The organism is Fundicoccus sp. Sow4_F4 (genome assembly GCF_052116145.1).
Lineage (GTDB): Bacteria > Bacillota > Bacilli > Lactobacillales > Aerococcaceae > Fundicoccus.
In genome coordinates this window covers 431,398-454,998 of the sequence record NZ_JBQKLQ010000001.1, presented here as the reverse complement: position 1 = coordinate 454,998, position 23,601 = coordinate 431,398, and the positions used below count along the sequence as shown (strand labels likewise).

Annotated in this window: 26 protein-coding genes and 1 pseudogene; 11 read left to right on the top strand and 16 right to left on the bottom strand. The window is 36.6% G+C overall.

The window, feature by feature from the left end:
- Nucleotides 1-145 precede the first annotated feature (145 nt).
- Together ACTQ5J_RS02150 and ACTQ5J_RS02145 are read right to left on the bottom strand one after the other, a co-directional pair.
- Nucleotides 146-1,135 (bottom strand): nuclease-related domain-containing protein, encoded by a 990-nt coding sequence (locus ACTQ5J_RS02150; protein WP_441750355.1) that lies wholly within the window; start codon nt 1,133-1,135, stop codon nt 146-148.
- A gap of 164 nt (nt 1,136-1,299) precedes the next feature.
- Nucleotides 1,300-1,665 (bottom strand): metal-sulfur cluster assembly factor, encoded by a 366-nt coding sequence (locus ACTQ5J_RS02145; protein ID WP_441750354.1) that lies wholly within the window; start codon nt 1,663-1,665, stop codon nt 1,300-1,302.
- A gap of 131 nt (nt 1,666-1,796) precedes the next feature.
- Here ACTQ5J_RS02145 and ACTQ5J_RS02140 point away from each other — a divergent pair, with 131 nt between their 5' ends.
- Nucleotides 1,797-2,636 carry a Cof-type HAD-IIB family hydrolase gene (locus ACTQ5J_RS02140; protein WP_441750352.1) on the top strand — a complete coding sequence of 280 codons (840 nt, stop codon included), beginning with the start codon at nt 1,797-1,799 and terminating at the stop codon, nt 2,634-2,636.
- 62 nt (nt 2,637-2,698) lie between these two features.
- Here the strand turns inward: ACTQ5J_RS02140 and ACTQ5J_RS02135 are convergent, their stop codons facing one another.
- Complete coding sequence (locus ACTQ5J_RS02135; protein ID WP_441750351.1) at nt 2,699-3,649, bottom strand: YitT family protein; 951 nt, start codon at nt 3,647-3,649, stop codon at nt 2,699-2,701.
- 42 nt (nt 3,650-3,691) lie between these two features.
- Entirely contained in the window at nt 3,692-4,135 is a 444-nt protein-coding gene (locus ACTQ5J_RS02130) for a hypothetical protein (RefSeq protein WP_441750350.1), read from the bottom strand.
- Between the two features lie 224 nt (nt 4,136-4,359).
- On the opposite strand from ACTQ5J_RS02130, the gene ACTQ5J_RS02125 reads away from it, so the two are divergent.
- Both ACTQ5J_RS02125 and ACTQ5J_RS02120 read left to right on the top strand, forming a co-directional pair.
- The gene (locus ACTQ5J_RS02125; protein ID WP_441750349.1) at nt 4,360-6,267 is read left to right on the top strand and encodes a fructose-1,6-bisphosphatase; all 1,908 of its coding nucleotides are present in this window, start codon (nt 4,360-4,362) and stop codon (nt 6,265-6,267) included.
- Between the two features lie 810 nt (nt 6,268-7,077).
- Nucleotides 7,078-7,614 (top strand): hypothetical protein, encoded by a 537-nt coding sequence (locus ACTQ5J_RS02120; RefSeq protein WP_441750348.1) that lies wholly within the window; start codon nt 7,078-7,080, stop codon nt 7,612-7,614.
- 15 nt (nt 7,615-7,629) lie between these two features.
- Here the strand turns inward: ACTQ5J_RS02120 and ACTQ5J_RS02115 are convergent.
- From ACTQ5J_RS02115 to ACTQ5J_RS02090, 6 genes and pseudogenes are all read right to left on the bottom strand, one after another.
- Nucleotides 7,630-8,622, bottom strand: a pseudogene (locus tag ACTQ5J_RS02115) (IS30 family transposase).
- Nucleotides 8,623-8,843: 221 nt separating this feature from the next.
- A complete protein-coding gene (terL, locus tag ACTQ5J_RS02110) occupies nt 8,844-10,163 on the bottom strand; it encodes a phage terminase large subunit (RefSeq protein WP_441750347.1) in 1,320 nt (439 codons plus the stop codon).
- Nucleotides 10,164-10,272: 109 nt separating this feature from the next.
- Nucleotides 10,273-10,683, bottom strand: a complete 411-nt coding sequence (locus ACTQ5J_RS02105) for a helix-turn-helix domain-containing protein (RefSeq protein WP_441750769.1) — start codon at nt 10,681-10,683, stop codon at nt 10,273-10,275.
- Nucleotides 10,684-10,740: 57 nt separating this feature from the next.
- Nucleotides 10,741-11,073, bottom strand: a complete 333-nt coding sequence (locus tag ACTQ5J_RS02100) for a hypothetical protein (protein WP_441750346.1) — start codon at nt 11,071-11,073, stop codon at nt 10,741-10,743.
- Nucleotides 11,074-11,232: 159 nt separating this feature from the next.
- On the bottom strand, nt 11,233-11,742 hold the full coding sequence (locus tag ACTQ5J_RS02095) for a hypothetical protein (RefSeq protein ID WP_441750345.1): 510 nt from the start codon (nt 11,740-11,742) through the stop codon (nt 11,233-11,235).
- A 152-nt stretch (nt 11,743-11,894) separates the two neighbouring features.
- A complete protein-coding gene (locus ACTQ5J_RS02090; RefSeq protein ID WP_441750344.1) occupies nt 11,895-12,440 on the bottom strand; it encodes a hypothetical protein in 546 nt (181 codons plus the stop codon).
- Between the two features lie 1,278 nt (nt 12,441-13,718).
- On the opposite strand from ACTQ5J_RS02090, the gene ACTQ5J_RS02085 reads away from it, so the two are divergent.
- Both ACTQ5J_RS02085 and ACTQ5J_RS02080 read left to right on the top strand, forming a co-directional pair.
- Nucleotides 13,719-13,880 (top strand): YjzC family protein, encoded by a 162-nt coding sequence (locus ACTQ5J_RS02085; protein ID WP_441750343.1) that lies wholly within the window; start codon nt 13,719-13,721, stop codon nt 13,878-13,880.
- Nucleotides 13,881-14,103: 223 nt separating this feature from the next.
- The gene (locus ACTQ5J_RS02080) at nt 14,104-14,244 is read left to right on the top strand and encodes a zinc ribbon-containing protein (protein WP_441750342.1); all 141 of its coding nucleotides are present in this window, start codon (nt 14,104-14,106) and stop codon (nt 14,242-14,244) included.
- Nucleotides 14,245-14,893: 649 nt separating this feature from the next.
- Here ACTQ5J_RS02080 and ACTQ5J_RS02075 read toward each other — a convergent pair.
- From ACTQ5J_RS02075 to ACTQ5J_RS02065, 3 genes are all read right to left on the bottom strand, one after another.
- The gene (locus tag ACTQ5J_RS02075; protein WP_441750341.1) at nt 14,894-15,106 is read right to left on the bottom strand and encodes a hypothetical protein; all 213 of its coding nucleotides are present in this window, start codon (nt 15,104-15,106) and stop codon (nt 14,894-14,896) included.
- A 47-nt stretch (nt 15,107-15,153) separates the two neighbouring features.
- Entirely contained in the window at nt 15,154-15,441 is a 288-nt protein-coding gene (locus tag ACTQ5J_RS02070; protein WP_441750340.1) for a RusA family crossover junction endodeoxyribonuclease, read from the bottom strand.
- A 187-nt stretch (nt 15,442-15,628) separates the two neighbouring features.
- Nucleotides 15,629-15,850 (bottom strand): helix-turn-helix transcriptional regulator, encoded by a 222-nt coding sequence (locus tag ACTQ5J_RS02065; protein WP_441750338.1) that lies wholly within the window; start codon nt 15,848-15,850, stop codon nt 15,629-15,631.
- 234 nt (nt 15,851-16,084) lie between these two features.
- On the opposite strand from ACTQ5J_RS02065, the gene ACTQ5J_RS02060 reads away from it, so the two are divergent.
- The 6 genes from ACTQ5J_RS02060 (at nt 16,085) to ACTQ5J_RS02035 (ending at nt 21,604) form a co-directional block, all read left to right on the top strand.
- Complete coding sequence (locus tag ACTQ5J_RS02060) at nt 16,085-16,327, top strand: helix-turn-helix domain-containing protein (RefSeq protein ID WP_441750337.1); 243 nt, start codon at nt 16,085-16,087, stop codon at nt 16,325-16,327.
- Nucleotides 16,328-16,335: 8 nt separating this feature from the next.
- The gene (locus ACTQ5J_RS02055; protein WP_441750336.1) at nt 16,336-16,767 is read left to right on the top strand and encodes an ImmA/IrrE family metallo-endopeptidase; all 432 of its coding nucleotides are present in this window, start codon (nt 16,336-16,338) and stop codon (nt 16,765-16,767) included.
- Nucleotides 16,768-16,812: 45 nt separating this feature from the next.
- A complete protein-coding gene (locus ACTQ5J_RS02050; RefSeq protein WP_441750335.1) occupies nt 16,813-18,519 on the top strand; it encodes a GIY-YIG nuclease family protein in 1,707 nt (568 codons plus the stop codon).
- Between the two features lie 49 nt (nt 18,520-18,568).
- On the top strand, nt 18,569-19,123 hold the full coding sequence (locus ACTQ5J_RS02045; RefSeq protein ID WP_441750334.1) for a hypothetical protein: 555 nt from the start codon (nt 18,569-18,571) through the stop codon (nt 19,121-19,123).
- Nucleotides 19,124-19,222: 99 nt separating this feature from the next.
- Nucleotides 19,223-20,191, top strand: coding sequence for a DUF3644 domain-containing protein (locus ACTQ5J_RS02040; RefSeq protein WP_441750333.1), 969 nt, complete (start codon nt 19,223-19,225; stop codon nt 20,189-20,191).
- 216 nt (nt 20,192-20,407) lie between these two features.
- Nucleotides 20,408-21,604 carry a tyrosine-type recombinase/integrase gene (locus ACTQ5J_RS02035; RefSeq protein ID WP_441750332.1) on the top strand — a complete coding sequence of 399 codons (1,197 nt, stop codon included), beginning with the start codon at nt 20,408-20,410 and terminating at the stop codon, nt 21,602-21,604.
- A 111-nt stretch (nt 21,605-21,715) separates the two neighbouring features.
- Here the strand turns inward: ACTQ5J_RS02035 and rplS are convergent, their stop codons facing one another.
- The 3 genes from rplS to rimM form a co-directional block, all read right to left on the bottom strand.
- Entirely contained in the window at nt 21,716-22,063 is a 348-nt protein-coding gene (gene rplS, locus ACTQ5J_RS02030) for a 50S ribosomal protein L19 (protein ID WP_441750331.1), read from the bottom strand.
- A gap of 197 nt (nt 22,064-22,260) precedes the next feature.
- On the bottom strand, nt 22,261-23,001 hold the full coding sequence (gene trmD / locus ACTQ5J_RS02025; protein WP_441750768.1) for a tRNA (guanosine(37)-N1)-methyltransferase TrmD: 741 nt from the start codon (nt 22,999-23,001) through the stop codon (nt 22,261-22,263).
- Nucleotides 22,991-23,518, bottom strand: coding sequence for a ribosome maturation factor RimM (gene rimM / locus ACTQ5J_RS02020; protein ID WP_441750330.1), 528 nt, complete (start codon nt 23,516-23,518; stop codon nt 22,991-22,993). The genes trmD and rimM overlap by 11 nt, the downstream gene beginning before the upstream one ends.
- Nucleotides 23,519-23,601: the final 83 nt, after the last annotated feature.

Genomic DNA, 23,601 nt, shown 5'->3' with positions numbered 1-23,601 from the left:
GTTGAAGCTACAAAAGCTGAACTCGCCGTCACGGCCAGGGGCAAAATTGGTATTCGCCGTTACGGCCAGGGGCAAAAATGCTACTCGCCGTCACGGCCAGGGGCAAATATGGTATTCGCCGTCACGGCCAAGGGCAAATATTGAGTCATCGTATTTTATGCGGTGAATCTTTATCTTTGTAGTGAAAAATATTGTGACTGAATTGATCCTTAAAAGATAAATTATTGTTTTTGTATGAATGTTTTGTTGAATTACGGATGAAGTGTTTATTCATTACTTTTATTATTGAATAGACGTTTAACATACCTCCAGACAGTTGCCAGGCCTTATACGGATTCAGCCCCTCATAAGGCAACAGAATCCCTAGCGCACATATTAGTCGCAATGTTGCTTTCTCCTTCCCTTCACAAAAACCACACTCCTTACAAATGATATAATAACGTGTCACTTCTAAATTAAACTCTCGACAACGCTCACAGTAAAGTCCTTTCTTTAAGTTTATAAATCGCTCTTCCGATAGGGAATACCGACGGTTATCAATTTTATGCATTGCCCGTAATTTCATGGCTTCATCTCTAAAATCACGATTAAAAACAGCTTGAAGATTAGCGAGTCTTTCACATTCAAACCGTAAGTCACGATAAAATTGCAGGAGCTTGGCATTTTTTAGATAGGGAATGTCTGAGACGCCTTCCTCAATGTTAACTGTATCTTCCTCATTAATAGACACAACATAGTACTGCAATTCTCTTAAAGCTGAACATTGTCTTGCCACTTGCTCAAAAATACTCCTGCTTCGTTCAACTTGCTTAAAGACATCATGAAATTGTACAATTCCATTAACAGTTAGCTTCTTGTCCGAAAATTGATAGGCTGCTCGATAATTCTTAACTTCAAAACAAATCCAACCAACTTCACAAATTAATACAGCATCCAGTTGAATCTCACCCGCTTTTGTTTGCAGACGTAAATCAAACACCCACTCCCAACTAGCCGCTGACTCTCTTTGGGAAATTTGTGAAAACTTCACTTCCCCTTCATGTCCACATTCTTTCCAATAATAGTCTTTTGCCTCTTGCTCTAACAAAGCCTCTCTATTATTGAGTTCTGACAACCACATATGTTGTTGCGACATCTTCACACACATTAATTTAACCTCCCATATTAACTTACTACTATTAAATACGTAAATTAATGTCAAATATGTTTTTGTCAGACCAATCTTTAGAAAATATTAAGAAACAGGCCACTGACAATCAGTAGCCTGTTTCTTTAAAATCAAACATATTATTAGTTTATCTAACCAGAAAAGCCAAGCGCTATTCTTGCATATCGACTCATACGGTCTGGTTGCCAAGGTGGATAAAATGATAATTCTAACTTAACCTCGTCCACTTCGGCCAATGCCTTTACAGTACGATCAACTTCATCAAAAATCACATCTGCCAATGGACAAGCCGGTGTTGTCAGTGTCATCAAGACATAAGCTACATTATTTTCACGATATTCCACATCATAAACTAAACCTAAGTTGACAATATCTATTCCTAATTCTGGATCAATCACTAATTCCAGTTGTTCAATAATCCGTTGTTTCATCTCTTGCTCAGCACTCAGATTAAAATCATCACTTGATTCTGGTGTGCTCTCTGGTAAATCAGTCATCAGAATACTCCTCTCAAAATAGTCTCCTGTTTACTTTATCACAAAAGAAGGCATAGGGATAGAGGGATAAATTGGTTCGAAACCTAAGATTCTGTTATAATCGTAAAGAATATAACAAAAGGAGATTGATTATGCAGCAACAACTCATCGCTATCGATTTAGATGGCACCACACTAAATGATAAATCACAATTAAGTCGCTTAACGATTCGAACATTACGACTGTTAAGCGAGCAAGGACATCTAATTTCGATTGTGACTGGACGACCTTTTCGTAATAGTTCCGATTTATACCGCCAACTGAATATTCAGGCTCCGATGGTCAACTTTAATGGCGCCCTCTGTCATTTCCCTGGACAGCCCAACTGGCTGCCATACTATCATCAAGACTTGGATCGTGAGATTGCATTTGAACTGTTTGCCAATCAAGAGAAGTTGGAAATTGAATTATTGATGGCTGAAGGTCGCGACAGATTATATACAACTTCACTTCAATTACCAGATAGTCCCTACTATCCGGTTGATTTAGCAAACGTCGATAAACTATCACGCGAATCATTGACTTTTAACCCGACAGCTTTGACTATATTTTCAGCTGAAGAAAAGCAAAAGACCATCGAACAGAATATTAATCAAGCCTATGGCGATTACGTGTCTGTGCGTACATGGGGAGGCGAACTTCCTGTATTGGAAGTGGTTCATAAAGGCATTAACAAAGCAATTGGTGTCCAACGAATTGCAGAGTTTTACCGAATTCCTCAAGCAAAAATCATCGCTTTCGGCGATGAGGAAAACGACTTAGAAATGTTGCAATTTGCTGGAGTGGGTGTCGCAATGAAAAATGGTCGTTCAACTGTCAAAGCAGTATCGAACGAAGAAACAGAATATACTAATGATGAGGACGGCTTAGCCCGTCACTTGATTGAACGATTTTCATTAGACATTCCTGTTGAAGCAATCGTCGAAAAGTAATCACCGTTCAAAATAGGTCTGACTGTAGAGCATGCTCCACAGTCAGACCTATTCTTTTTTATTTATACTGTCTCAATCACTTCTGTTTTTTCGGCTTCATGGTCAATCAATGCAACTTCTTTACGCAAAGACTTTTGTTGATCGCGAGATAAAAAACGACCTGAAACTTTTGTCGACTGAATCATATTGATGAAGGCACTTGGATCTGCTTCAGTCACCGCTATTTGTAAATCATGAATTTCATAACGGTTAACAACAACCATTACGACATCACGCTTATCTTTAGAATAACCACCTTGGCCTTCTAAGATTGTTGCCCCACGCACAATGCGCTTAAAGATGGAAGCAATCACTTCGTCGGTTCGGTTCGTCACGATAAAGGCAGTCAATACCTGTTCGTTTGTATGAATCGTATCGACGACACGTGAACCCACATAAATCGAAATTAACGTATATAGGGCAAACTCCCAACCAAATAAAAGCCCCGCTGCTCCCATGACAAAGAGATTAATAATGAAAGATAAGGAGCCGACATTCATTCCGGTCATTCTTGAAATAAGTACAGAAACAATATCCATACCTCCTGAAGACATACCGACCTTAATAGTTAAGCCCCCACCGAGTCCAGAAATCACGCCACCCATTATCGCATTTAATAACGGATTCTCAGATATACCAGCAATTGGCAGAGTATTTGCGGAAATTGTTGTCCCTACAACGACTAATAGTGACATGATTGTAAACGTTCTTCCTAAACGATAATAACTTAAGATAATCAATGGTATATTTAGAAGAAAGTTTAAGTTACCAGTGGTCAAAAGAGTCGCAAAAGCAGTCTTATTTGTATAATAGCTAATTAATTGTGCGATTCCAGTCACACCACTACTATAGATATTCCCTGGAATTAAAAAAACATTTAATGCAAAACCATAACTGATTGATGCGAAGACGACCACTACTAATTGTAGAACTGTATTCGCCCATGGTTTTTCTGATATTAACCGATTTAACACGACACCTTCTCCTCTATATCAATTTAAGTCTTAGATTGGAGGTTAATTTCTCTTTGCTGATTCACCTAATTCTGCTACTAATTGAGGCTGTAAGCCTTTTGCAATCGCAGAACCTAAGACAATTGTATCATATAGGGGTCTTGGATCCGTGCCAATACGCAGTAATGAGCGCAAGAAAACTTCTCCATCTCCCGCAAGGAATAAACCATAATAACCTGTTTTCATTTCATTTAAATCATTAATAACCTCTAATGCCTTGCCACGTGCATTATAATCGCGCAACATGTGTATGTGACGGTAAATAATTTGAGCATCACTATACGATTTATCAGTATTCTGAATAATCACTTCTACGATTAACGCGGTCTCTTTTGTTACTCTAAATTGAAAACGATAGAGATGATGTCCATTCTCAATTTCTTTATAAGAAGATGGTAATTTCTTTTCATTCAATAAAGCTTCAAACTCTTGTTTAAATTGTGACATGCTAAAACCCCATTTTCAACATATTTTGGACAAAATACATCCTTTATAAGTATAACAAATAAAGCACTATAATAAAACCAAACTCAAAAATTGTGCTATATGGAATTTTTAGTGTTTTTATAAGAAAGAGATGTTACCGGTAACATCTTTATATGGTATGATTGTCATAATGAAAATATGATGAGAAACAGATTTAATCGCGAAGATAAAGGAGCGTTTTAAAAATGACACAAGCCCAAGCAACTTCTAGTCAGGACCAGCGGATGGATGCTTTAATCGAAATCATTAACCTTGAAGCCATCCAACAATTACCGAAAGCTACTGAACACTTCATCAGTGATTTACACGGTGAATTTGAAGCCTTTGACCATATATTACGTAACTGCTCAGGCGTCATTAGTTTAAAAGTAAATGAATTATTTGATAATCAACTGACTGAAGCAGAACAAAAGGAACTTTGTTTTTACATATATTACCCTGAAGATTTATTAGCCACTGTTGAAAAAAGCAATGCCGAGTGGTATCAATTACTCGACCATTTGGTTCAAGTTACCCGCTTTGTCTCAACAAAGTATACACGGTCTAAAGTACGTAAAGCTTTGCCTCAAGCATATGCCTATATTTTAGAAGAATTATTATACCAATATGACGAGACGGATAATAAAGAAGAATATTATAAGTCGATTTACGTAACAATCGTCGATCTTGATTTAGCGAATAATTTTGCGATTGTGCTGGCTAATCTAATTCAACGTTTTGTCGTGGACCACTTACATGTCTTGGGAGATATCTACGACCGTGGGCCGGATCCTGATAAAATTATGGATAAGTTAATGGACGTCCCTTCTTTAGACATCCAATTAGGTAACCATGATGTCATTTGGATTGGTGCATATAGTGGATCGATTGCTTGTTTATGTAATGTGTTGCGAATCACTTTGCGTTACGGTCATACAGAGTTAATGGATAAATACGGCATTGATTTATCAAGGCTGGCTAAATACGGAGAACGCTATTACGTGGATAACCCGGCTTTTCGTCCCAAAGGCGATACGTTACATTTAACTGAGGATGAAACTCTCGACATTACCCGGATGCATCAAGCGATTTCGATCATGCAATTTAAAATTGAAGGCGAAATCATTAAACGTCGCCCTGAATTTAATATGGAAAGCCGTTTACTATTCGATAAATTGTCTGCTGATCGTCAAACGCTGACCGTCAATGGCAAAGATTACCCATTAGATAATACATGTTTTCAGAAAGTTTATGAAGAAGATCCTTATGAACTGACCTTGGGTGAAGAATTGGTTTTACGCGACTTGCTGCATCAGTTCCAAAGTTCTGAAAACTTAAAACAACATATCGACTTTCTAGTCCGTGAAGGCACCTTGTATTTAACTTATAATGAGAATTTACTCTTTCACGGTTGTATCCCTTGTACGCCTGAAGGCGAATTTCTGGAAGCTACTTTCGAAGGCCAACAGTATAAAGGTCGCGCCCTAATGGATTATTTCACTGAAGCGATTCATAAAGCATACGATCAACCGACTGTTTATGATGATTATGCGACTGATCTTGTCTGGTATCTTTGGTGTGGTGAGGCATCCAATCTATTTGGCAAGAAAACCATGAAAACTTTTGAACGCTATTTCTCTAGCGATAAAGAGTTACATTATGAGGCTAAAAACGCTTATTATAAGTTACGTTCTGATGAAGCCTTCTGTATTAAATTGCTGCAAGAGTTTGGCTTAACTGCTGACGGCTACATTATTAATGGGCACACGCCAGTTAAAACAATTAAAGGGGAATTACCAATCAAAGCCAGTGGTAAAATGCTTGTAATTGATGGAGGTTTAGCCAAACCCTACCAGAAAGAAACTGGAATTGCTGGCTATACCTTAGTCGATAATTCCCACGAAGTTTATCTGGTCGCTCACCAACCTTTCACGACTAAAGAAGATGCGATTGCGAACTACCGCGATATTCTCCCAACTCAAGAAATAGTGGCGAAACGTGATAAACGCGCAAAAGTTCTTAATACAGATATTGGCAAAGGTTTAGGTCAACAAGCGAATCGACTCCGCTTTTCATGGGGGCACGATGAAAGACCTGAGATTGAAATAGATTAATTTAAAAACCTCCGCCCTTCTATAGAAAAGGTAGAGGTTTTCTGTTTAATTATTATTGATCTTCAATAGCCTAAAGTTTCACCCGCAAGCATATTGAGTGACTCTTTTCATTAAACACGCCCTTTTACAATGTGCGGTAATTATCTTTTAAAAGAAAAATCCACTTTTTCATCCACTTAGGACTTTTTGAGTGACCTTTAAGTTTAAATACTGGACAAATAAAAAAGCTAGGATTGGCTCATGAGAGCTTTTCCTAGCTTTATTTATAGTCGAATTATCTTCCGCGTTCTTTATGCTAATCTCGACTAATCACTGTTAAATTAGTCTTTACAGAGGTTTTTTACTTATGTGAGATTACTAAACAGAACCAATTATATTTGAATTGTGTATTCAAAAATCGCCAGCGTGAAACTGATCCGTCGCTTTTTAGTGGCGGTTTTATTAATTATTTAACTGTGCCACCTCTTAGTAATTATAACAACGTGCGTTTCTGTTTGCAAACGAATAAATAAAACCAGCTTAACACTAATACTTTTATGGTAATATATACTTGAGATTTGTGCTGGCGAATGTACTTTCATTACTACCTACTTCATTAACTATTATATCAACCTAATGGAGTGGCCTCTTTGGATTTAAAAGAATATCAGCCATTAATTTAAACTAGATGTGGTATCATTACTTCACCAAAAAAATGATGACGAAATAGAAGCTGTTTTAGATTCTATAGCCGAAGTTTTACTATAGTATCTAAACAGGATTACCATTTACTACAAGTTATGATGGTTGTGGAGAATTGGAGAATAAATAATGTCGATACTAGAGGAGAAATTAAACCCATTAATTACATCAGTAAAAATTAGTTTAGAAAATAAAAATCACTATGCTGCTCTAACAGTCGCTCTCTCTTTACCTGATGTTTGTGCCTCGTTACAAAATGGTGGTCAAACAAGCAAAAAGCTCTATACAAAATTTATAGAAGATTATTTTCTGCCTATTCACTCATATGATCAAGGGTTTGTAAAAGCTTCTGATTTTTATGCATTAAGATGTGCAATTCTTCATAACAGCACTACAAATATTGAAGAGCAGAGAGCAAGAGAATTAATAAATAAATTTGTATTAACCTATTCTACTTCAGGTAATATATTCCTCCATAATAACTATTCAATTAACAATGGCGGAACAAATGAAACGAATTTGAATATTGACATTCATGAGTTTTGCCTGGAAATAATTGATGCAGTTAAAAGCTTTAAATTCCTAAATAAAGATAACGAATCCATTAACAAAACGGCTAGTGAAATGATGTCTATCATAAACACCGACTACGGTTTTAGTTTCTAGCTTGAATTGTCAAATTTAACGCAACACCTTGTCAAAGAAGAGCTCATAAGGTGTTTTCCAACCTAAGCACTTACGCGGACGTTTATTTAGTTTTTCAATACAAGTATTGATGTAATCTGTTGAACAGCTTGTTAGATCTTCTGTTTTTGAAAAGTACTCTCTTAGTAGTCCATTTGTATTTTCATTTGTTCCTCTTTTCCAAGAGCCATGAGGGTCTGCGAAATAAAAACGGATGTTATCTAAATATTGAGTGACTTCTCGATGCTTTGAAAATTCTTTTCCACGGTCTGAAGTAATGGATTTTCTTTTACTATTCGGTAGAGCAGCTAGTAAATTAATGACGGAATCACGCACGTGGGTCGAAACCTTTTTATCTATTTTCTCCGCCAGTAAAAAGCGTGTTTTTCGGTCAGTAAGCGTTACTAAACAGGCCTTTCCGGTTTTACCCGCTACTGTATCTGCTTCCCAATGACCGACTGATGAACGATTATTCGCTGCAACAGGTTTTTCATGAATCGTATGCGTCACGGAAATCTTTCCACGCTTTTCAATATGATTTTTTGTATGGCGTGTTTTTCCCTTATGTCTTAATTTTCTAACTGCTCCACGATGTCCGTGACTTAAATTTGCCTCATTCAAAATCCCCCCGATAAATAGCTCGATAAATCGTATTAAAGCTAATAGTCAAAACTGAGTTCTCTAACTGAATGCGATTGGCAATTTGTTCTGGCGACCATTGATCATTTAAAAAGAGCGTTTTAACTAGCGTGTTTAATTCAGGATTGTCTAACAAACATTTTCGACCACACTTAGCTTTTTTTTCGTATAGTTTTCCTGAGCAACTGAAGGAGAATAAGTTGGCAGATCTTTATTTCTAGCCAAATCTCGGCTAATTGTAGAAGGACTTCTTTTTAATGTTTTCGCAATGAATCTAATCGAGTATCCTTGATGGAAAAGAAGAAATATCTGTTCTCGTTCATCTATGGTAAGATGTTTGTAGAGGCTCATCGTTATCAACCCTTTCAATAGTTGTCTTCGTAAACACTATTCTACTAGGTTTGAAGCAATGAGTCTCTTTTGGTGTTGCACTTAAATTGTAAATTCAAGAGACAAAAATAAGCCTACTCTCATTTAAGAGAATAGGCTTTTTAGCTAGTAGAGCTTATATTAATATACTATGATTTTTATGTATTATCAATCACCTTTTAATTTGCAGAGAATTGACAATATCACAGTAGCTTATTTACTTTTCGTGCGAATTGTGTCTTCTCTGCCACACCCGTCAACGCATCTTGGGCATCATTGTTTTTATTTTTACCTTCACGTTGGTATGTTTTAAGGTTTTTATATAATCCAGGCCATTTGTTTTCCCATCCTTCTGGAAAAAATATATGTTCCATTACCCAAGTGGCGTTCGTCAAAATACGAGCCTCTTTCTTCTTTGATTGAGTTAAAGGGACAATCACGGTGTAGTTCATTTTATATTCTTGTTTTAATATCCTATCCACACTACGACCAAAACCTCGATCTCCGTTATTTGACTCAATCACTGCTTTGTTTACCTTTCGTTGGTATAACTTTTTAGCTAGTAATGGTTCGGTAACTTCCATAGGTTCTTTGGTGTAATTAACATCTAGGATATAGGCTTCATTATCAAATGTGACTCCGTAAATAAATGTTGCTAGGTAATCACTACCCGTATCAACCGTATCGGTGTAGCTCTGAATAATTTTGAACTTCGGATACCTTGCATATGTTTTGAACTCACCATACAACACACCCTTCAAATCAATCGGCTCTTGCTGGTAGTTAGCACTAGCAATCTCAGGTGACATTGTTTTAGTCTTACGATTGAATTCTCTTAATGAAAGAACGTCATCACATAACATAGTGCCGTCCTTCAATTTTGCTTTAAGGTTGATATGCTTAACTTTATATCCATTATTAGGCAATTCTTCAATCGCTCTACCCGCTAAGTCTTTAGAGCTCCAACGCGTCATAATCAGCATGATTTTACCGCCTGACTCCAGACGAGATAGCATGGTGTCCGTGAACCAATCCCAATGTTTATCTAAGACTAAAGCATTGTTAGCTTCTTCAGCATTTTTTATTAAGTCATCTATGATAATCAAATCAGCACAAAATCCGGTCGCCGTTCCTGTAGGTGATGTTGCTAGGTAGTTGTTTGTATAACTGCCGCCTAACGACCATAACCCCACGCTGGCGTCTCCATACTTGATTCGAGTGCTAAGGAACACATCATTATAAACAATCGTTTCTTCTTGTGCCTTTTGTTCCTGTATCGAGTTACGAACGGTCTTAGAGAAACTGGTTGATAGGCGTTCGTTATAAGAACCTGTCATGATTCGAATCGTTGGATCAATACCCAATACCCATTGAGGGAATTTGGTTGCTGTTAGTGACTTACCATCACGAGGCGGAAGGTTGACTACTAACACGTCGTTGTCGTCCGTTAAAAACGTCTGCATATCATTAGCGGGGTCAATTAAATATTGTCGATTCAGTTTATAGAACTTTGGTGTCATCATGCTGCAAAAACTAAAAAAGTCCTTACTCGCCAATATTTACTTGGCTTTCTGGACGTTAATCTTATTCTTCAGCAACCCGTATCAACTCCTTCAGCTCATCAGCTGTGAGTTAATCGTATGGATTGTTTACATTCATATTTCCTGTTAACTCTACATTCTGCTCTTGTTTATCTCTCCACTCACTAGGTTTGCGGTTCTTTAACCAAAATATTTGAGCGGTTGTGTTGGGTGATTGAAACTTCTCAACTTCAACAACCGAACCTTTATTTGTGACCATCTGCTCTTTGTAATGAAATCCTAAAGCGTTATTGAGTAGGGCATTCTCGACCTGCCTGTCAACGAAATCCTTGCCTCTTTTTAAGGTGTCCGAAATGTCCGGGTACTTCTTCTTCCATACATTCAACGTTGACCTAGAAATGCCGATGTTACTTGATATTTGTTCATCGGTGAGCCCATCTCTAGCCCACCCTTCAATCTTTATTAATCCTTCGTCAGTTATCCAGTAATCATACTTAGCTATGGTACTCACCACCTTTTATTATTTGTGTATGAAAAAAGACCTCGTGAGAGGTCAAGTTTAATCAATTATTTTGTTTTCTATATCAATTTCTTCTTCAACAATTTCTTTCAATTCGTCTTTATACACTTGCATCTCTGCTTTTAGTTCATTATTTTTTATTTTTTTATTTCTCTTATGTTTAACTATAGCTTTATTTATTAAATTTAAACATGCTAAAGCCCCAATAGATACTGCGGCACCTTCTACCCTTCCCCTATTAACAAGACCGCTTTTTGCTAGTTCAACAGCTGTATCTTCAATGTTTTGGATTAGCATGTCCACTCCACCCGCTTCTTTAGCAGCCGTTGTGACCCATCCATAGTCGCCCAAATTATTGATAGGATTGCCCATAATCGTAACCCCCTTTTTGATATAACTATACCAAAAACCACCCCGACTAGCGAGGTGGAAAATAAATAAGGAGATGATTTAATTCTGCCGGATAACTTCACTTATCCACACTTACATATTACCACAGGAATAGTCGCACGATGGTGCGGGTTTGTCGCATCACTTCAAATCATCGAAGCTGTCAATCCCCCATAACATGATAGATAAGTCTTCAATCGCTTTGTTAATGTCCCTGAAGACCGTACTTCTATCGATGTTATAATAGTCTGACAACTCACCTGCTGTCCCATTCTGTTCATCGATATACATTCTCTGACAAATCCGATAACGACGTTCAGCAGCTTCACCTTGTCTTTTAGATAACTCGCCATAGGCTCTAAATATCCTATCAAAGTAATTTAACATTTGTGCAGTTCGTGCCTTATATTTCATTAAAGTGTACAAGTTTAGCTCGTCAGGATCGTAAACCATATCTTCATAATCTTTTATATCATTCGATATTGCTTTGCAGTGTACTTTCAACTTATGGTAATTCTTTAGTAGTAGCGTTGCGTTACGCAACCTATAGTCACGTTGTTGTGTCTTTTCTTTAACTTTCTGTTGCTCGTGTGACTTAATCGCTTGCTCGGTAATTATTGCAAGCAATTCTCTTGGTAATTTATCTGACACTTAATCACCCCTGGTCAATTGTTTATAATACTTATCCCATTGCTTTGTTAATTTATTGATATGATAATTAAAATCAATCTGTGATATTTTTTTGAATTGAAACAAGTCATTGATATACATAACATTTTCCCTGAACCACTTATTAAGGTCCGTCATCGTTTTAAATTCCATGCTTTATCACTCCTCGATGTAAAAAAAATCCTTTTTAATTTACCTTCAGACGCTATCGTCCCTTCATAAACTCGTGCGCTGATTGAAGTTACTGAGGCATTAAAATAACTGCCAGCTTGTGTATAGGTCGGAAACGATATGACGTTGCCGTTCTCTAATTTTGCGAATAATTCTTGGCCATTATTGCGTCCTTTAGCTGCTGTTTTTATTTTCTCGCTTGTTTTCTTCAGCAGCTTCTTGCGCAATTGTTTAATCTCTTCTGTATCCTCAGCGCTTGCCACAGTTAATTCAATCAGCAACTCCCAGTAAGATTTGACCTTAGCTTTCGTTGGCCTCGGTCGCTTGGCCGGCACCACGCTAATAATATCCGGCAGTACTTGCGTAATCATCGACTCTTTCTGACCACTGTCCTCGCGGTAAGCATATTTGTATACTAGAAATGTACTGTTGATGAATTGGTATGCTAATGGTTTGGTGGGGAAAGTACCATAGACTTCACCAGACTTACCAATAACTTGATATCTCACTGGCTTTCCCCTCCTGTATGGTATTTTTATTGTAAGATTGTTTTACGGTCCCACACTCGCATTTGCTAGTGATGTAGCTTTCGCTTTCTGAGCTATGTGCCCGCTTGATGCTGTCGTGCTTTTTATCGACATTTTTCCAATAATGTTGATGAGTCGTGTCACTACTTAAGCTGATGTTATTCATTCCGCCACCTCTTTCGCTACTTCTTCAATCCTCTTTAGTGCGACTTCAAATTTACTTATATAACTACTTGCTATCGAGGTCATCCACTCGATCCATTCTGGCTGTGGAAATGCTTTCTCCTAGTCATCTTGGTAAATTCTTTCTTCAACTCAATGGATAAAATCTTTGTTTTTTTTATTTCGTCATTATCAATCATTCCACTGCCTCCACAGGATTTTTAGACCTCTGACGTTTGTGTTCCAGGATGTATCTAGGACTGTCCACCTCTATGACGGTCGGCACATCCTTTTTAACTTTTGTGACGGTGACTATTGTGCTGCATTTGTCGCCTTTTTCAAACTTTCGGGTCATGGTGACACCTCTTGTATTTCTCCACCCAATAAACTAGCAATTTTTAAAGCAAAATCCTTGTCTTTCGTCCAAAAACAACCCTCGTTTGGCTTAGAATAATAGATCGTTATTTCTCCAAAACGGTTCAATCAGAAGCTATTTATAACTTTATTATTAACTCTCACAGCATAAATTGTCACTCCGCCACCTGCTCCCTCAGAATAGTATTCAATATTTTCAACTTGCACTGCTTTTGATTGATATGTCAAAAAGCAAGCTCATGCTCTAATTTCAAAATCTCTTGCTCAGTTTCGCTGATTAAATCAATTAATAAAATAGTCAGAGTGTCAAAATGGTTATGATCTTTAATTGTTAATTTCATGATATTACTCCTCTCTAAACTCGTTTATGTCGACGCCTAACACGTCTGCTAATTTAAATGCAGTTGTTAAAGTTACATCCTTATGTTTTCAACTCAATAATCTATACAAAGCGCCAGCTTTCATATCTGCTTCGACCTGGATAGCGTTGATGCTTTTTCTGACTGTATAATTATTTGCTTTAATTTTTCCTTACCCATTATCTAACCACAATATTCTGTGTGTTAATTTTAAAAACGACACAACATGTTGCGTTTCAAACTATTATAGTTTATACTGAATATATTAATGATTAATCTCACGAAATCATCGAGTTTGCAGGTGTGGCAAGTTCGTAAAATCGGTTATTGTTAACAAAATACATAATAAAGCGAGGTAAAATATATGGCAGATCACATAAAACCTGGTACTGACAACAAACCAGCCGGAAAGTATCACGAAACTGGCGTGAATGGCGAAAAGCTAAAGAATGGTAAAACCGTCAATATAGGAAAAGGTGACAGATTACCACCTACTCAAAAGCCTGGTAGAGGCTGGAAAAAGTAATTAAATTTATGGATTTTATTTGAGAAGCAATAACACTTATCAAATAGATCCACTTGAATCCAAGACTCGATTTTTTCAATACCATCTTCTTCATAATGAGTTTGGTAATGTTTAAATTTTTTACTTGCTCATCCCATTAATAGTCCGATAGTGGTTAGGGTAATGTTTTTGATTGTTATTTTCATATCATGATTCCTTTCATTTTTAGAAACGAGGTGACAAAATGAGTAAACATACAACAGGTGAAAAGCCAGGTAAAAGCGTATATGTATGTGATAAATGTGGACAACGCGTTGTTCTTGACGACCATACCGACACGCTTCCACCATGCCCAAGTTGTGATGAAACAGAGTTCACAAAATAGTTTTCTTTTATAGGCAAGTGTTCACGCACTTGCTTTTTTTGCTATTCCCTCTTAAAACAATGTAATTTCCGTATCGTATAAAAACTCCAGCCATTTAAATATCGACTGTTTTGCGCTAGTCGTTTCATTCGTCTTATCGATGTGACGACCGCGCAGGAATACTTCTTTGTTTTGTCCACCTTTTGTAAATTGGACACTCCACCCATATTGCGAGCGTTCGATGTAATGAGCAGTCCGGACTATATGTAGCATGTCTTGGTAACTGTATAAATCGTCTGGCTGTCGTACTACGATATCTGGGACTCCGTTTAAGAGTTTGTGTTTTAATCTTCCAAGTATCGGTCATTAAGCAAGTATCAAATCTTAATTTCATCGGTTCAAGTCCTAAAAAAGTAATCCATCCGGATTCTGATTCCTTAAATAATTTACATGTACTGCTATGACGTTCTTATATAGTTCGTTCGGGTACCGTCATTGCATTTCCTTCACTGACGCCATGATATAAATCCACCAATCTTCATTTGTAAATTAGCGACTTTTCTCATCAATGCTTCTAACCCAATTGGGTAAGTCTGCGTAGAACTGATTCATGCCTGATCCTCAATTCTCACTGCTACTCTTATCTGGGCTGCGCATTAATTGCGTCCTCTCACTCGAGGATATTTCTTGCATTATAGGTAATCTTCTTAGTATTTTTACGTTCTTTTTCAGCTTTATTCGTCATCCATATATTTCCAAAACGTTTTAGAAATCCTGTTTTAAATTCATCCAATGATTCAAATTTAGACTGGATTTCATGTTGATTCTTCAAACGTTCATTATAAAAAGCGTCATAGCCTACTTTAATTCTTGCCCATTTCATGTTAACTTCTCGATTCTAATGAATATTTCTGGTGGCGAACCATTCACCTAAAACTTTTGGATATGCTCACTCACCACACGTGCATCATCTACCCAGTAACCTAAATCTGACATGACATTGAACAGCAGCTTATTCAGATTGTGCGTGTCTGGCTTTGTGTGTCTCCATTCACCATCTGTTTTCTTATCGTTATGGAAGAACCACTTTACTGTACACTGTAATGGTCCTTCATATTTCTTATTTGGTACGTGAGCAGCTAAATGACTCTTCAACATGCTGCGCGCTTGTTTTAGATCGTCTGGTTCATAAAATATTGGCTTCCCTTTGACGGACATTTACTTAGTTCTTCATCTTTTAAGTCTTTAATCTTAGCCATATCTTTTTCGAAACTGTCTTCAACCTCCTACAAAACTACATTCAGTAGTTCAGTTGAATGACTTATACCAATTGCTTCAAAACTTCAATTATTTTTGTATATCTACTCATTTTGTTCATCCTTTCTACGTTTTTATTTTTTTTATTTTAAATCCGCCTGACTTTATGAATCATGAAGTTTGTTGTTAAGAAAATATCTACTATGTATTTATAGAAGTGGCGTGCAATTGCAAACATGTCATTCTGTTTAAACTGAAACACCCCGTTTTCCTTGCTGTTATAAGTTCTAACATCTACATTAATAAGTTTCGCAATGTCTTCCTGCGTTTCCACTCGCATTAAGCGTTCTCGTTTCAAATTTAGTTGCATTAAATACCTCCTTTCATGACTTCGTATTACATGAGGTTAATTGTAGAGTCAACAATTTATTTGATAAAGCATGAAAAATATGTCTTGATTAGAAAATATTTCCTATATAATGAAGTTACAATAATTCAAAGAGAGTGAGTGTATTGTGGACGTTAGTAAATACGTAGCATCAAAAATAAAGCAGTATCGTTCTGAAAGGAAAATGACTCAAAAAGATTTAGGTGAAAGGTTGGGATGGCCCATAATACTATATCTTTTTATGAGTCTGGTACTAATGAGCCCGAGCAAGACATGCTATTTAAATTAGCAAAAGCTTTCGAAATAAGTATTAATGACTTATTTCCACCAACTAAAAAAAGCGATAAGAGAGGCTACAAATCCGAATTACTCGCCGCTCATATCGACGACGACGTTACTGAAGATCAGATGGATGATATTCTAAAATACATAGACTTTATCAAGAGTCAAAATAAGTAGGTGTCGTTTTGATTCGTATAGAAGCTTTAATAGAAGAGTATGGAAATTTAAGCTTTTATTTTAAGAAAGATATGCCCGATGGGCTGGGAGGTTTGATAAGTAATAACAACATTTATGTAAACGCTAACGAACCGTTTGATCGCCTTTACTCAAATTTAGCGGAAGAGATTGGACATTATGAAACTATTGAAGGTGATATTATCGACCAATCAATTGTTTTGAATAGGAAGTATGAATCGTTGGGTAGAAAATGTAGTTATCGTAAGCTGATCCCCTATGATCAATTGAAAGAGCTGATCAATACTGGTGAAAGTATCCATCGGTACGAACTGGCTGAAGAATTCGGTGTTCCAGATGATATCGTAGAGGAAGCCATAAATATATATCGTATTGGAAGGTTACATATAAGTAAATACTCATCCAATCTGCTTATTCAGTAAATGGACATTTCACAATGCAAAAATTTAAATTCAAGGAGTGGTAATGTGATTTTTACAAAGAAAACTTGGTGGTTTTCGACACCGATTATTGCTTTGTGTTTTGCTTTTTGGTTTTTTATAATTCCTTTTATATTGGGGTTGTTCTTAATATCAAAACAAAATAAATTTTATAAAATGATAAAAACTGATTTAGATAAGCTAAACACTATTGAAAATCTAGATGAAGAAATCAGTCAAAAAAATGCTATTATTACAAAGATAAAAGATGATGCAATGACTGAAGCTAATCTTAAAGCTAGCGAGATAGTTAGCGTTGCTGAAACCGAAGCAGAAAAGGCAAATAAAACTCTGATAAAAAAACTTGCTGAAAAAGAAAAAGAATTGAATAAAAAAGAGGTCAAGCTGACCTCAGATGAGCAGGAAATTGAGAATCGTCGAGAATTAGTACTGCATGATGCTACAGAAGAACTCAGCTTTTTGAACGAAAGGATTGAAGTTCAGCGAGAAAGTATTAGTAATAACAGCGATGAGTTGGAACAGCTCGAAAAAGAAGTGAAAAAATATATTCGACAAGCTAGAAAGTTCCGGTCGGAAGCGCTCGGTCTTAAATATATACAAGAAAACATTGGGTCTATAAGTGTCAGTTACAAAGATGTATATTCTTCTAAATTCGAGGACGTATATGATGTGACGCTAGGCACAATCAAAACGTTGTCAGATAATGAACTCTTAAAAACCGTTAGTACACTGTACTTACATTCAGACCATTCTAGAACTCTTAGAAGTCTCTCAACTGCGACTAAGAAGGAAATTGAAAAAACATTAGAAAAATTTTTAAATAGATATCAAACAAAAACGATAAAATCAATGTATAACTTAATGGTTATTGGGTTGCAATCCGAAATTCAATTAATTCTCGTCAACTTATCTTACGAAACACTGGATGAGTCTCTGGCCAAAGTTAATCAGTTGATTGAAAAATACTTACTTATCAGCAGTAAAGGTAATCAATCGATATTATCAACCGTCACCCGATTCTTATCAACCATGCAAGAATATTATAAAGAACTCGTGAACATAGAGTATCGATATTACTCAAAAAGAGAACAAGAAAAGGAAGAGCAACGTTTGTTAAGAGAACAGATGAAGCAAGAAGCTGCAGAGCGTAAGATTTTAAAAGAGGAACAAGTGAAACTTGATCGTGAAGAAGCTAAATTTAAAACCGAACTAGACAGAACAAACGAAATGTTAATTAACGAAAAAGATGAAACTAAGCTCAATCAATTAAAAAGCCGTATAATGGAACTTGAACAACAAATGAATAGTATTGAAGAAAGGAAAGAAAGCATTGCTACTTTAGCCAATGGTAAAGCTGGCTATGTGTACATTATTTCTAATGTTGGTTCGTTTGGAAATGAGGTTTTTAAAATAGGTATGACAAGAAGACTTGAACCACAAGATCGAGTAGATGAATTAGGGAGCGCCTCTGTGCCCTTCAGATTTGATGTCCATGCATTTGTTTTCAGCGAAGACGCGGTTGGTTTGGAATATGAGCTTCATCAAAAACTTAATGAATCAAGGGTTAACAAAGTTAATTTTAGAAAAGAGTTTTTTAGAACTTCACTTATCGAATTAGAAGCACTCGTTGAAGAATTAGACCCTACCGCAGAGTTCAACGAAACAATTTTAGCTTTAGAATATAAACAAACAATAGCACTGGAGAAACAAACGATTGATACTGTAGCTTCATAACAAAAATCCCACCCCTGAAACTTAAATAAGAAAGCTGAGGTATTTATAAATGAGTGAATTAATACTTATTGTTATTGCAGTCTATGTCCTTTACAAGCTTTATGTACGTAATAAACCGGCACACGAATCCTATGAACCGTCCAGACAGTCGTCCGCCACATCCGCCCCCAATACGCCAGTTCGCACTACCTTTAAACGCACTCGTTCCGCAGGTGACATTATTATGGATGAAAACAACCAGTTATTTAAAATTAAGGGAAATAATTATAAGATATTTAGTTACAAGGATTTAATAAAGTATGAACTAAACGAGGATGGACAATCAATTACATCAGGCGGATTATCAATTGGTAGAGCGGTTGCTGGTAATGTAATTATGGGACCTGCTGGTATGATCATGGGAGGAGTTACAGGGAAACGGAAGAGCAAGGACATCGTTACTGATATGCATATTGCTTTAACAATTGGTGGTAAAAACAAGGGATATTATAAGATTTCATTTATTGATAAGAAAATGAAAAAACAATCTAAGGAGTATAAAGCTCAATTAGAATCCGCAAGGGAAACACTAGCCACATTAGATATCATGACAAGCGAAATTTAAAAAAAGCCCCACTCCCCTACTTTGGACGGTGAGGAGTGGGACGGACAAAGACATATAAAAATGCCTTTATACTATTATAACATAGGATGGAGGAAGTACATGGAAAACGTTTCAGAACGGCTAGTAAATAAAAGTATAGAAGCGTTTATTATGAGTTTAGAACTTCATAATAAACCAACAATTAAATATAGAATTGAGGGTTTTGCATTTTTTATATGTAACGCTTGGGAGTTGATGTTAAAAGCCCATCTAATTAATAGAGATGGCGAGAGTTCAATATACTTTTCTAATGACAAAGAGCGTACGATTTCTCTAACTGATGCCATCAGCAAGGTTTATACTGATGTAAAGCAGCCTTTAAGGATAAACATAGAAGAAATTAATAAACTTAGAAATACAGCAACTCATTATATTACCGAAGATGACGAGATTCTTTACGCACCTTTTTTTCAATCTAATATCTTGAGCTTTGGTGAGCAAATCAAACGATTCCACGGAATTGAAATAACTGATTATATTCCACAAAACTTTTTAACTCTTTCAATTGATATTAATGTTTTGAGTGATGAGGAGATAACAGCGAAATATTCTTTAGAAACTGCAAAAAAATATCTATCTAGGAAAGAACATCTAGAAGAGGTAAAAAGAACAAATAGTTCTAATGATTTGTTTATACCTCTACGAATTGAGTTTTTTAGTACAAAAAATAAAGATAAGGCCGATATTATTTATGCAATCGATAATAATTCAGATGAAAACGTTCGTGTCATAAAAACAGAAATAGATCCTAAGGATAAATACTCCTTAACTAGAAAGAATGTAATAACGGGTGTGAATAAACAACTTAATGCTAGGAATATTAAATTTAACTATGTTTCTGGTAAAGGGGAATCTATGTTTAATGAACACACCTTGACAGAAATAATGTATTTCTATAAATTGCACGATAATTATGTCTACACTTTTGGTCACTCAAGGGGATATTCCCAACAATTAGTTAATGAAATTGTTCGAATAATCCAACAAAACCCGGATGTAATAACGCATATAAAAAACAAAAAAAGATAACCCCAGGGTCATAGGAATTCTAAGCTTTCGCCTACTCCCATTCGGGAACCCAGAGCTAGTCCTTCTCAAGTTATCTTATGTATATTATACAACTAAACTTGTATAAAGTAAAGAATTCCACACTCTCCCCGGCCAAAGCGAAAGTGTGGAACAACGAACAAACAACGCTTTAATAGCGGTATTTGCTATACCCTATTATAACAAACTAAGGAGGTGATGCCAATTCACCCTTTCACGCTGGCGGGCAAAGAAAGGACAATAAAAATGATAAAAAAATATACTAAAAAGAATGGCATTACTGCCTATATGTTTGTTGCCTACCTAGGAACAGACCCAGCAACTGGAAAACAAAAACGTACTACTAGACGAGGTTTTGAAACTTATAAGGAAGCTAGAATAGCGGAAAGCAGACTTTTAGCAAGCTTAGAAGAAGAAAAGCTAAATGAGGGAAAGTATAAGTTTAAAGATGTCTATGATTCGTGGATTGAGGAGTATAAGGAGCATGTTAAAATTTCTTCATTCAATCACACTTTAAATCGTGCAAGAATCCATATCCTTCCGATTTTTGGTGATTTTTACATCGATAAAATCGACGCTGTGATGTGCCGCGATGTGGTGAGTGCTTGGGCAAAGAAATATGAAAGCGCTAGTCTTATGAAAATTGTGACTCAACAAATATTTGACCATGCCATCCTGCTGAAGTTGATTAAGGAAAATCCGATGCGGATCATCAAGATGCCTAAAAAACTAGTATTAAATAATGATACCGGTAAATTTTATGATAAAGAAGAGTTGCAGCTATTCTTTAAAGCAGCAAATGAACACGGTGATGAGCTTTGGGAGACATTCTTTAGATTGCTCGCAATGACAGGTATGCGAAAAGGTGAGGCACTTGCTTTGTGCTGGAATGATATTGATTTTAAAGAAAAAACAATTAATATCACAAAAGGTGTCACGCTAGATGAAAACAGACAAACATTTATTTCAACACCCAAAACAGAATCTTCAATTCGGATTATTAGCGCAGACCCTAATACTCTGCACCATCTGCAGAAATGGAAAATCAACCAAGCGCGATACTTTCTCCAAAGTGGTATCATTGTTAATAAATCCAACCAGCACATTTTTACGAACGTTAGAAACGAGTTATTCCACCCTCCTGCGCCAAACATAGTTTTAGATGATATTATACCAAGCGGTCAACTAAAACGAATTACAGTGCATGGCTTTCGTCATACACATGCCAGTTTGCTCTTTGAGATAGATACTCCAATCCAAGTAGTCCAAGAACGTCTTGGTCACAAAGAAATCGCAACGACAAAGAACATCTATGCTCATGTGACTGTTAAAAACCTCTGCCCTTCTATAGAAAAGGTAGAGGTTTTCTGTTTAATTATTATTGATCTTCAATAGCCAAAAGAGTCACCCGTAAGCATATTGAGTGACTTTTAAATTTTAATACGAACAAATAAAAAAGCTAGGATCGGCTCCTGAGAGCTTTTCCTAGCTTTATTTATAGTCGAATTATCTTCCGCGTTCTTTAATTCTGGCAGCTTTACCAGATAGAGCACGAATGTAGTATAATTTAGCACGACGAACTTTACCTTTACGAATAACTTCTAATTTAGCTACACGTGGAGTATGTACAGGGAATGTACGTTCTACACCAACACCGTTAGAAATTTTACGAACAGTATAAGACTCGCTGATACCAGCACCACGACGTTTAATTACTAAACCTTCGAATAATTGGATACGTTCACGTTCGCCTTCCACGATCATTGCGTGTACACGAACAGTATCTCCAGGGCGGAAATCAGGAACATCGTTACGTAACTGAGTTGAAGTAATTGTTTCAATTAATTTACTCATGTTTTTATCTCCTTTCAACAAACATTCTTAAATAGATAAGCTACTTAGCGGAATATCGTTAGTTAAGGTCTCTCGACCACTTTTTCTATTATACTAGAATAAAACAACTTGTAAAGGCTTTTTACTTGATTTAGTAAATTTTTTCACCAGAATACTTCCAAAAATAATTCTTCTGCTGATTACTACAGGACTGTCAGTTATATTTGGTCAGTGGAATTCTTATTTTGTTTAAATTCTTCTAACCAAGCTATTTCTTGTGGCGATAAATCGGCCTGCTCAAGTAAATCAGGTCGACGTTCAAACGTACGACGAATCGCTTCCTTACGTTGCCACAGTTCAATGTTGCCGTGATGCCCACTTAAGAGGATTTCCGGAACTTCTTGACCACGAAATTCTCGCGGGCGTGTATATTGAGGGTGCTCCAATAGATTATTCTGATGCGATTCATTGACAATCGATTCCGCATTTCCGACCACTTCTGGGATTAATCTGACCGTCGCATCAACCATAACCATCGTTGGTAATTCGCCATTGGTCAGCACGTAATCGCCTAATGATACCTCGTCGGTCACGTAGTTTCTCACTCTTTCATCAAAGCCCTCATAGTGGCCACAAATAAAGACAAGTTGTGAGGCAGTGGACCATTCTTGGGCAATTTCTTGCGAGAACGGTACACCTGTTGGATCCATTAAAATAATCCGCGCATCATCGGCTGGTTGAATCGACTCTAAGGTTTCCACAATCGGTGGAACTTGTAGCAACATACCAGCGCCCCCACCATACGGATAATCATCGACATGGCCATGTTTGTTGACAGCGAATTGTCTGAAATCATGGGTCTTAAATTCAATGATACCCTTTTCTTGTGCTGAACCCATCAAGGATTGACTCATCGGACCGAACATCTCTGGAAAAAGCGTTAAAACATCAATCTTCATCATCAACTAAGCCATCCATTAGTTCAACCAATACTTCGCCGGTTTCAAGGTTAACTGATTTAATTACGTCTTCAATATACGGTAATAGAATATCTTTTTTCTTAGAATTTTGATGTTTGACTACCCAGACATCGTTCGATCCTAGGGCTAAAATCTCTTTGATTACCCCTAACTCGCGTCCATCCGTCGTCTTAACAGTTAAACCAATAATTTGATGTTGATAAAATTCATCTTCAGGTAATTCACCTTGCTCAGATGCATCAATGACTAACCAACCATTCTTGAAATGTTCAATCTGGTTGATATTATCATATTCATCAAACCCAATTGAATAAGTACCTTTATTTATATGTGAAGATGACACCGTAACTTCAGCAATTATCTGGTCATCCTTCATGACTTTCAGCTTCTGCCCCACTTTAAATCGCTCATCTTCGAAATCTGTTTCTGAAATTACTTTTATTTGGCCACGCACGCCAAATGTATTTACAATGCGCGCAATCTTTATATCCGTCATTATTCTGCCTCACTTTTCTCAAATTCTTTTCTAGTATACCAAAATTTTATCGCATTTCACACTGCTAGTCTTCTAGTAGGACG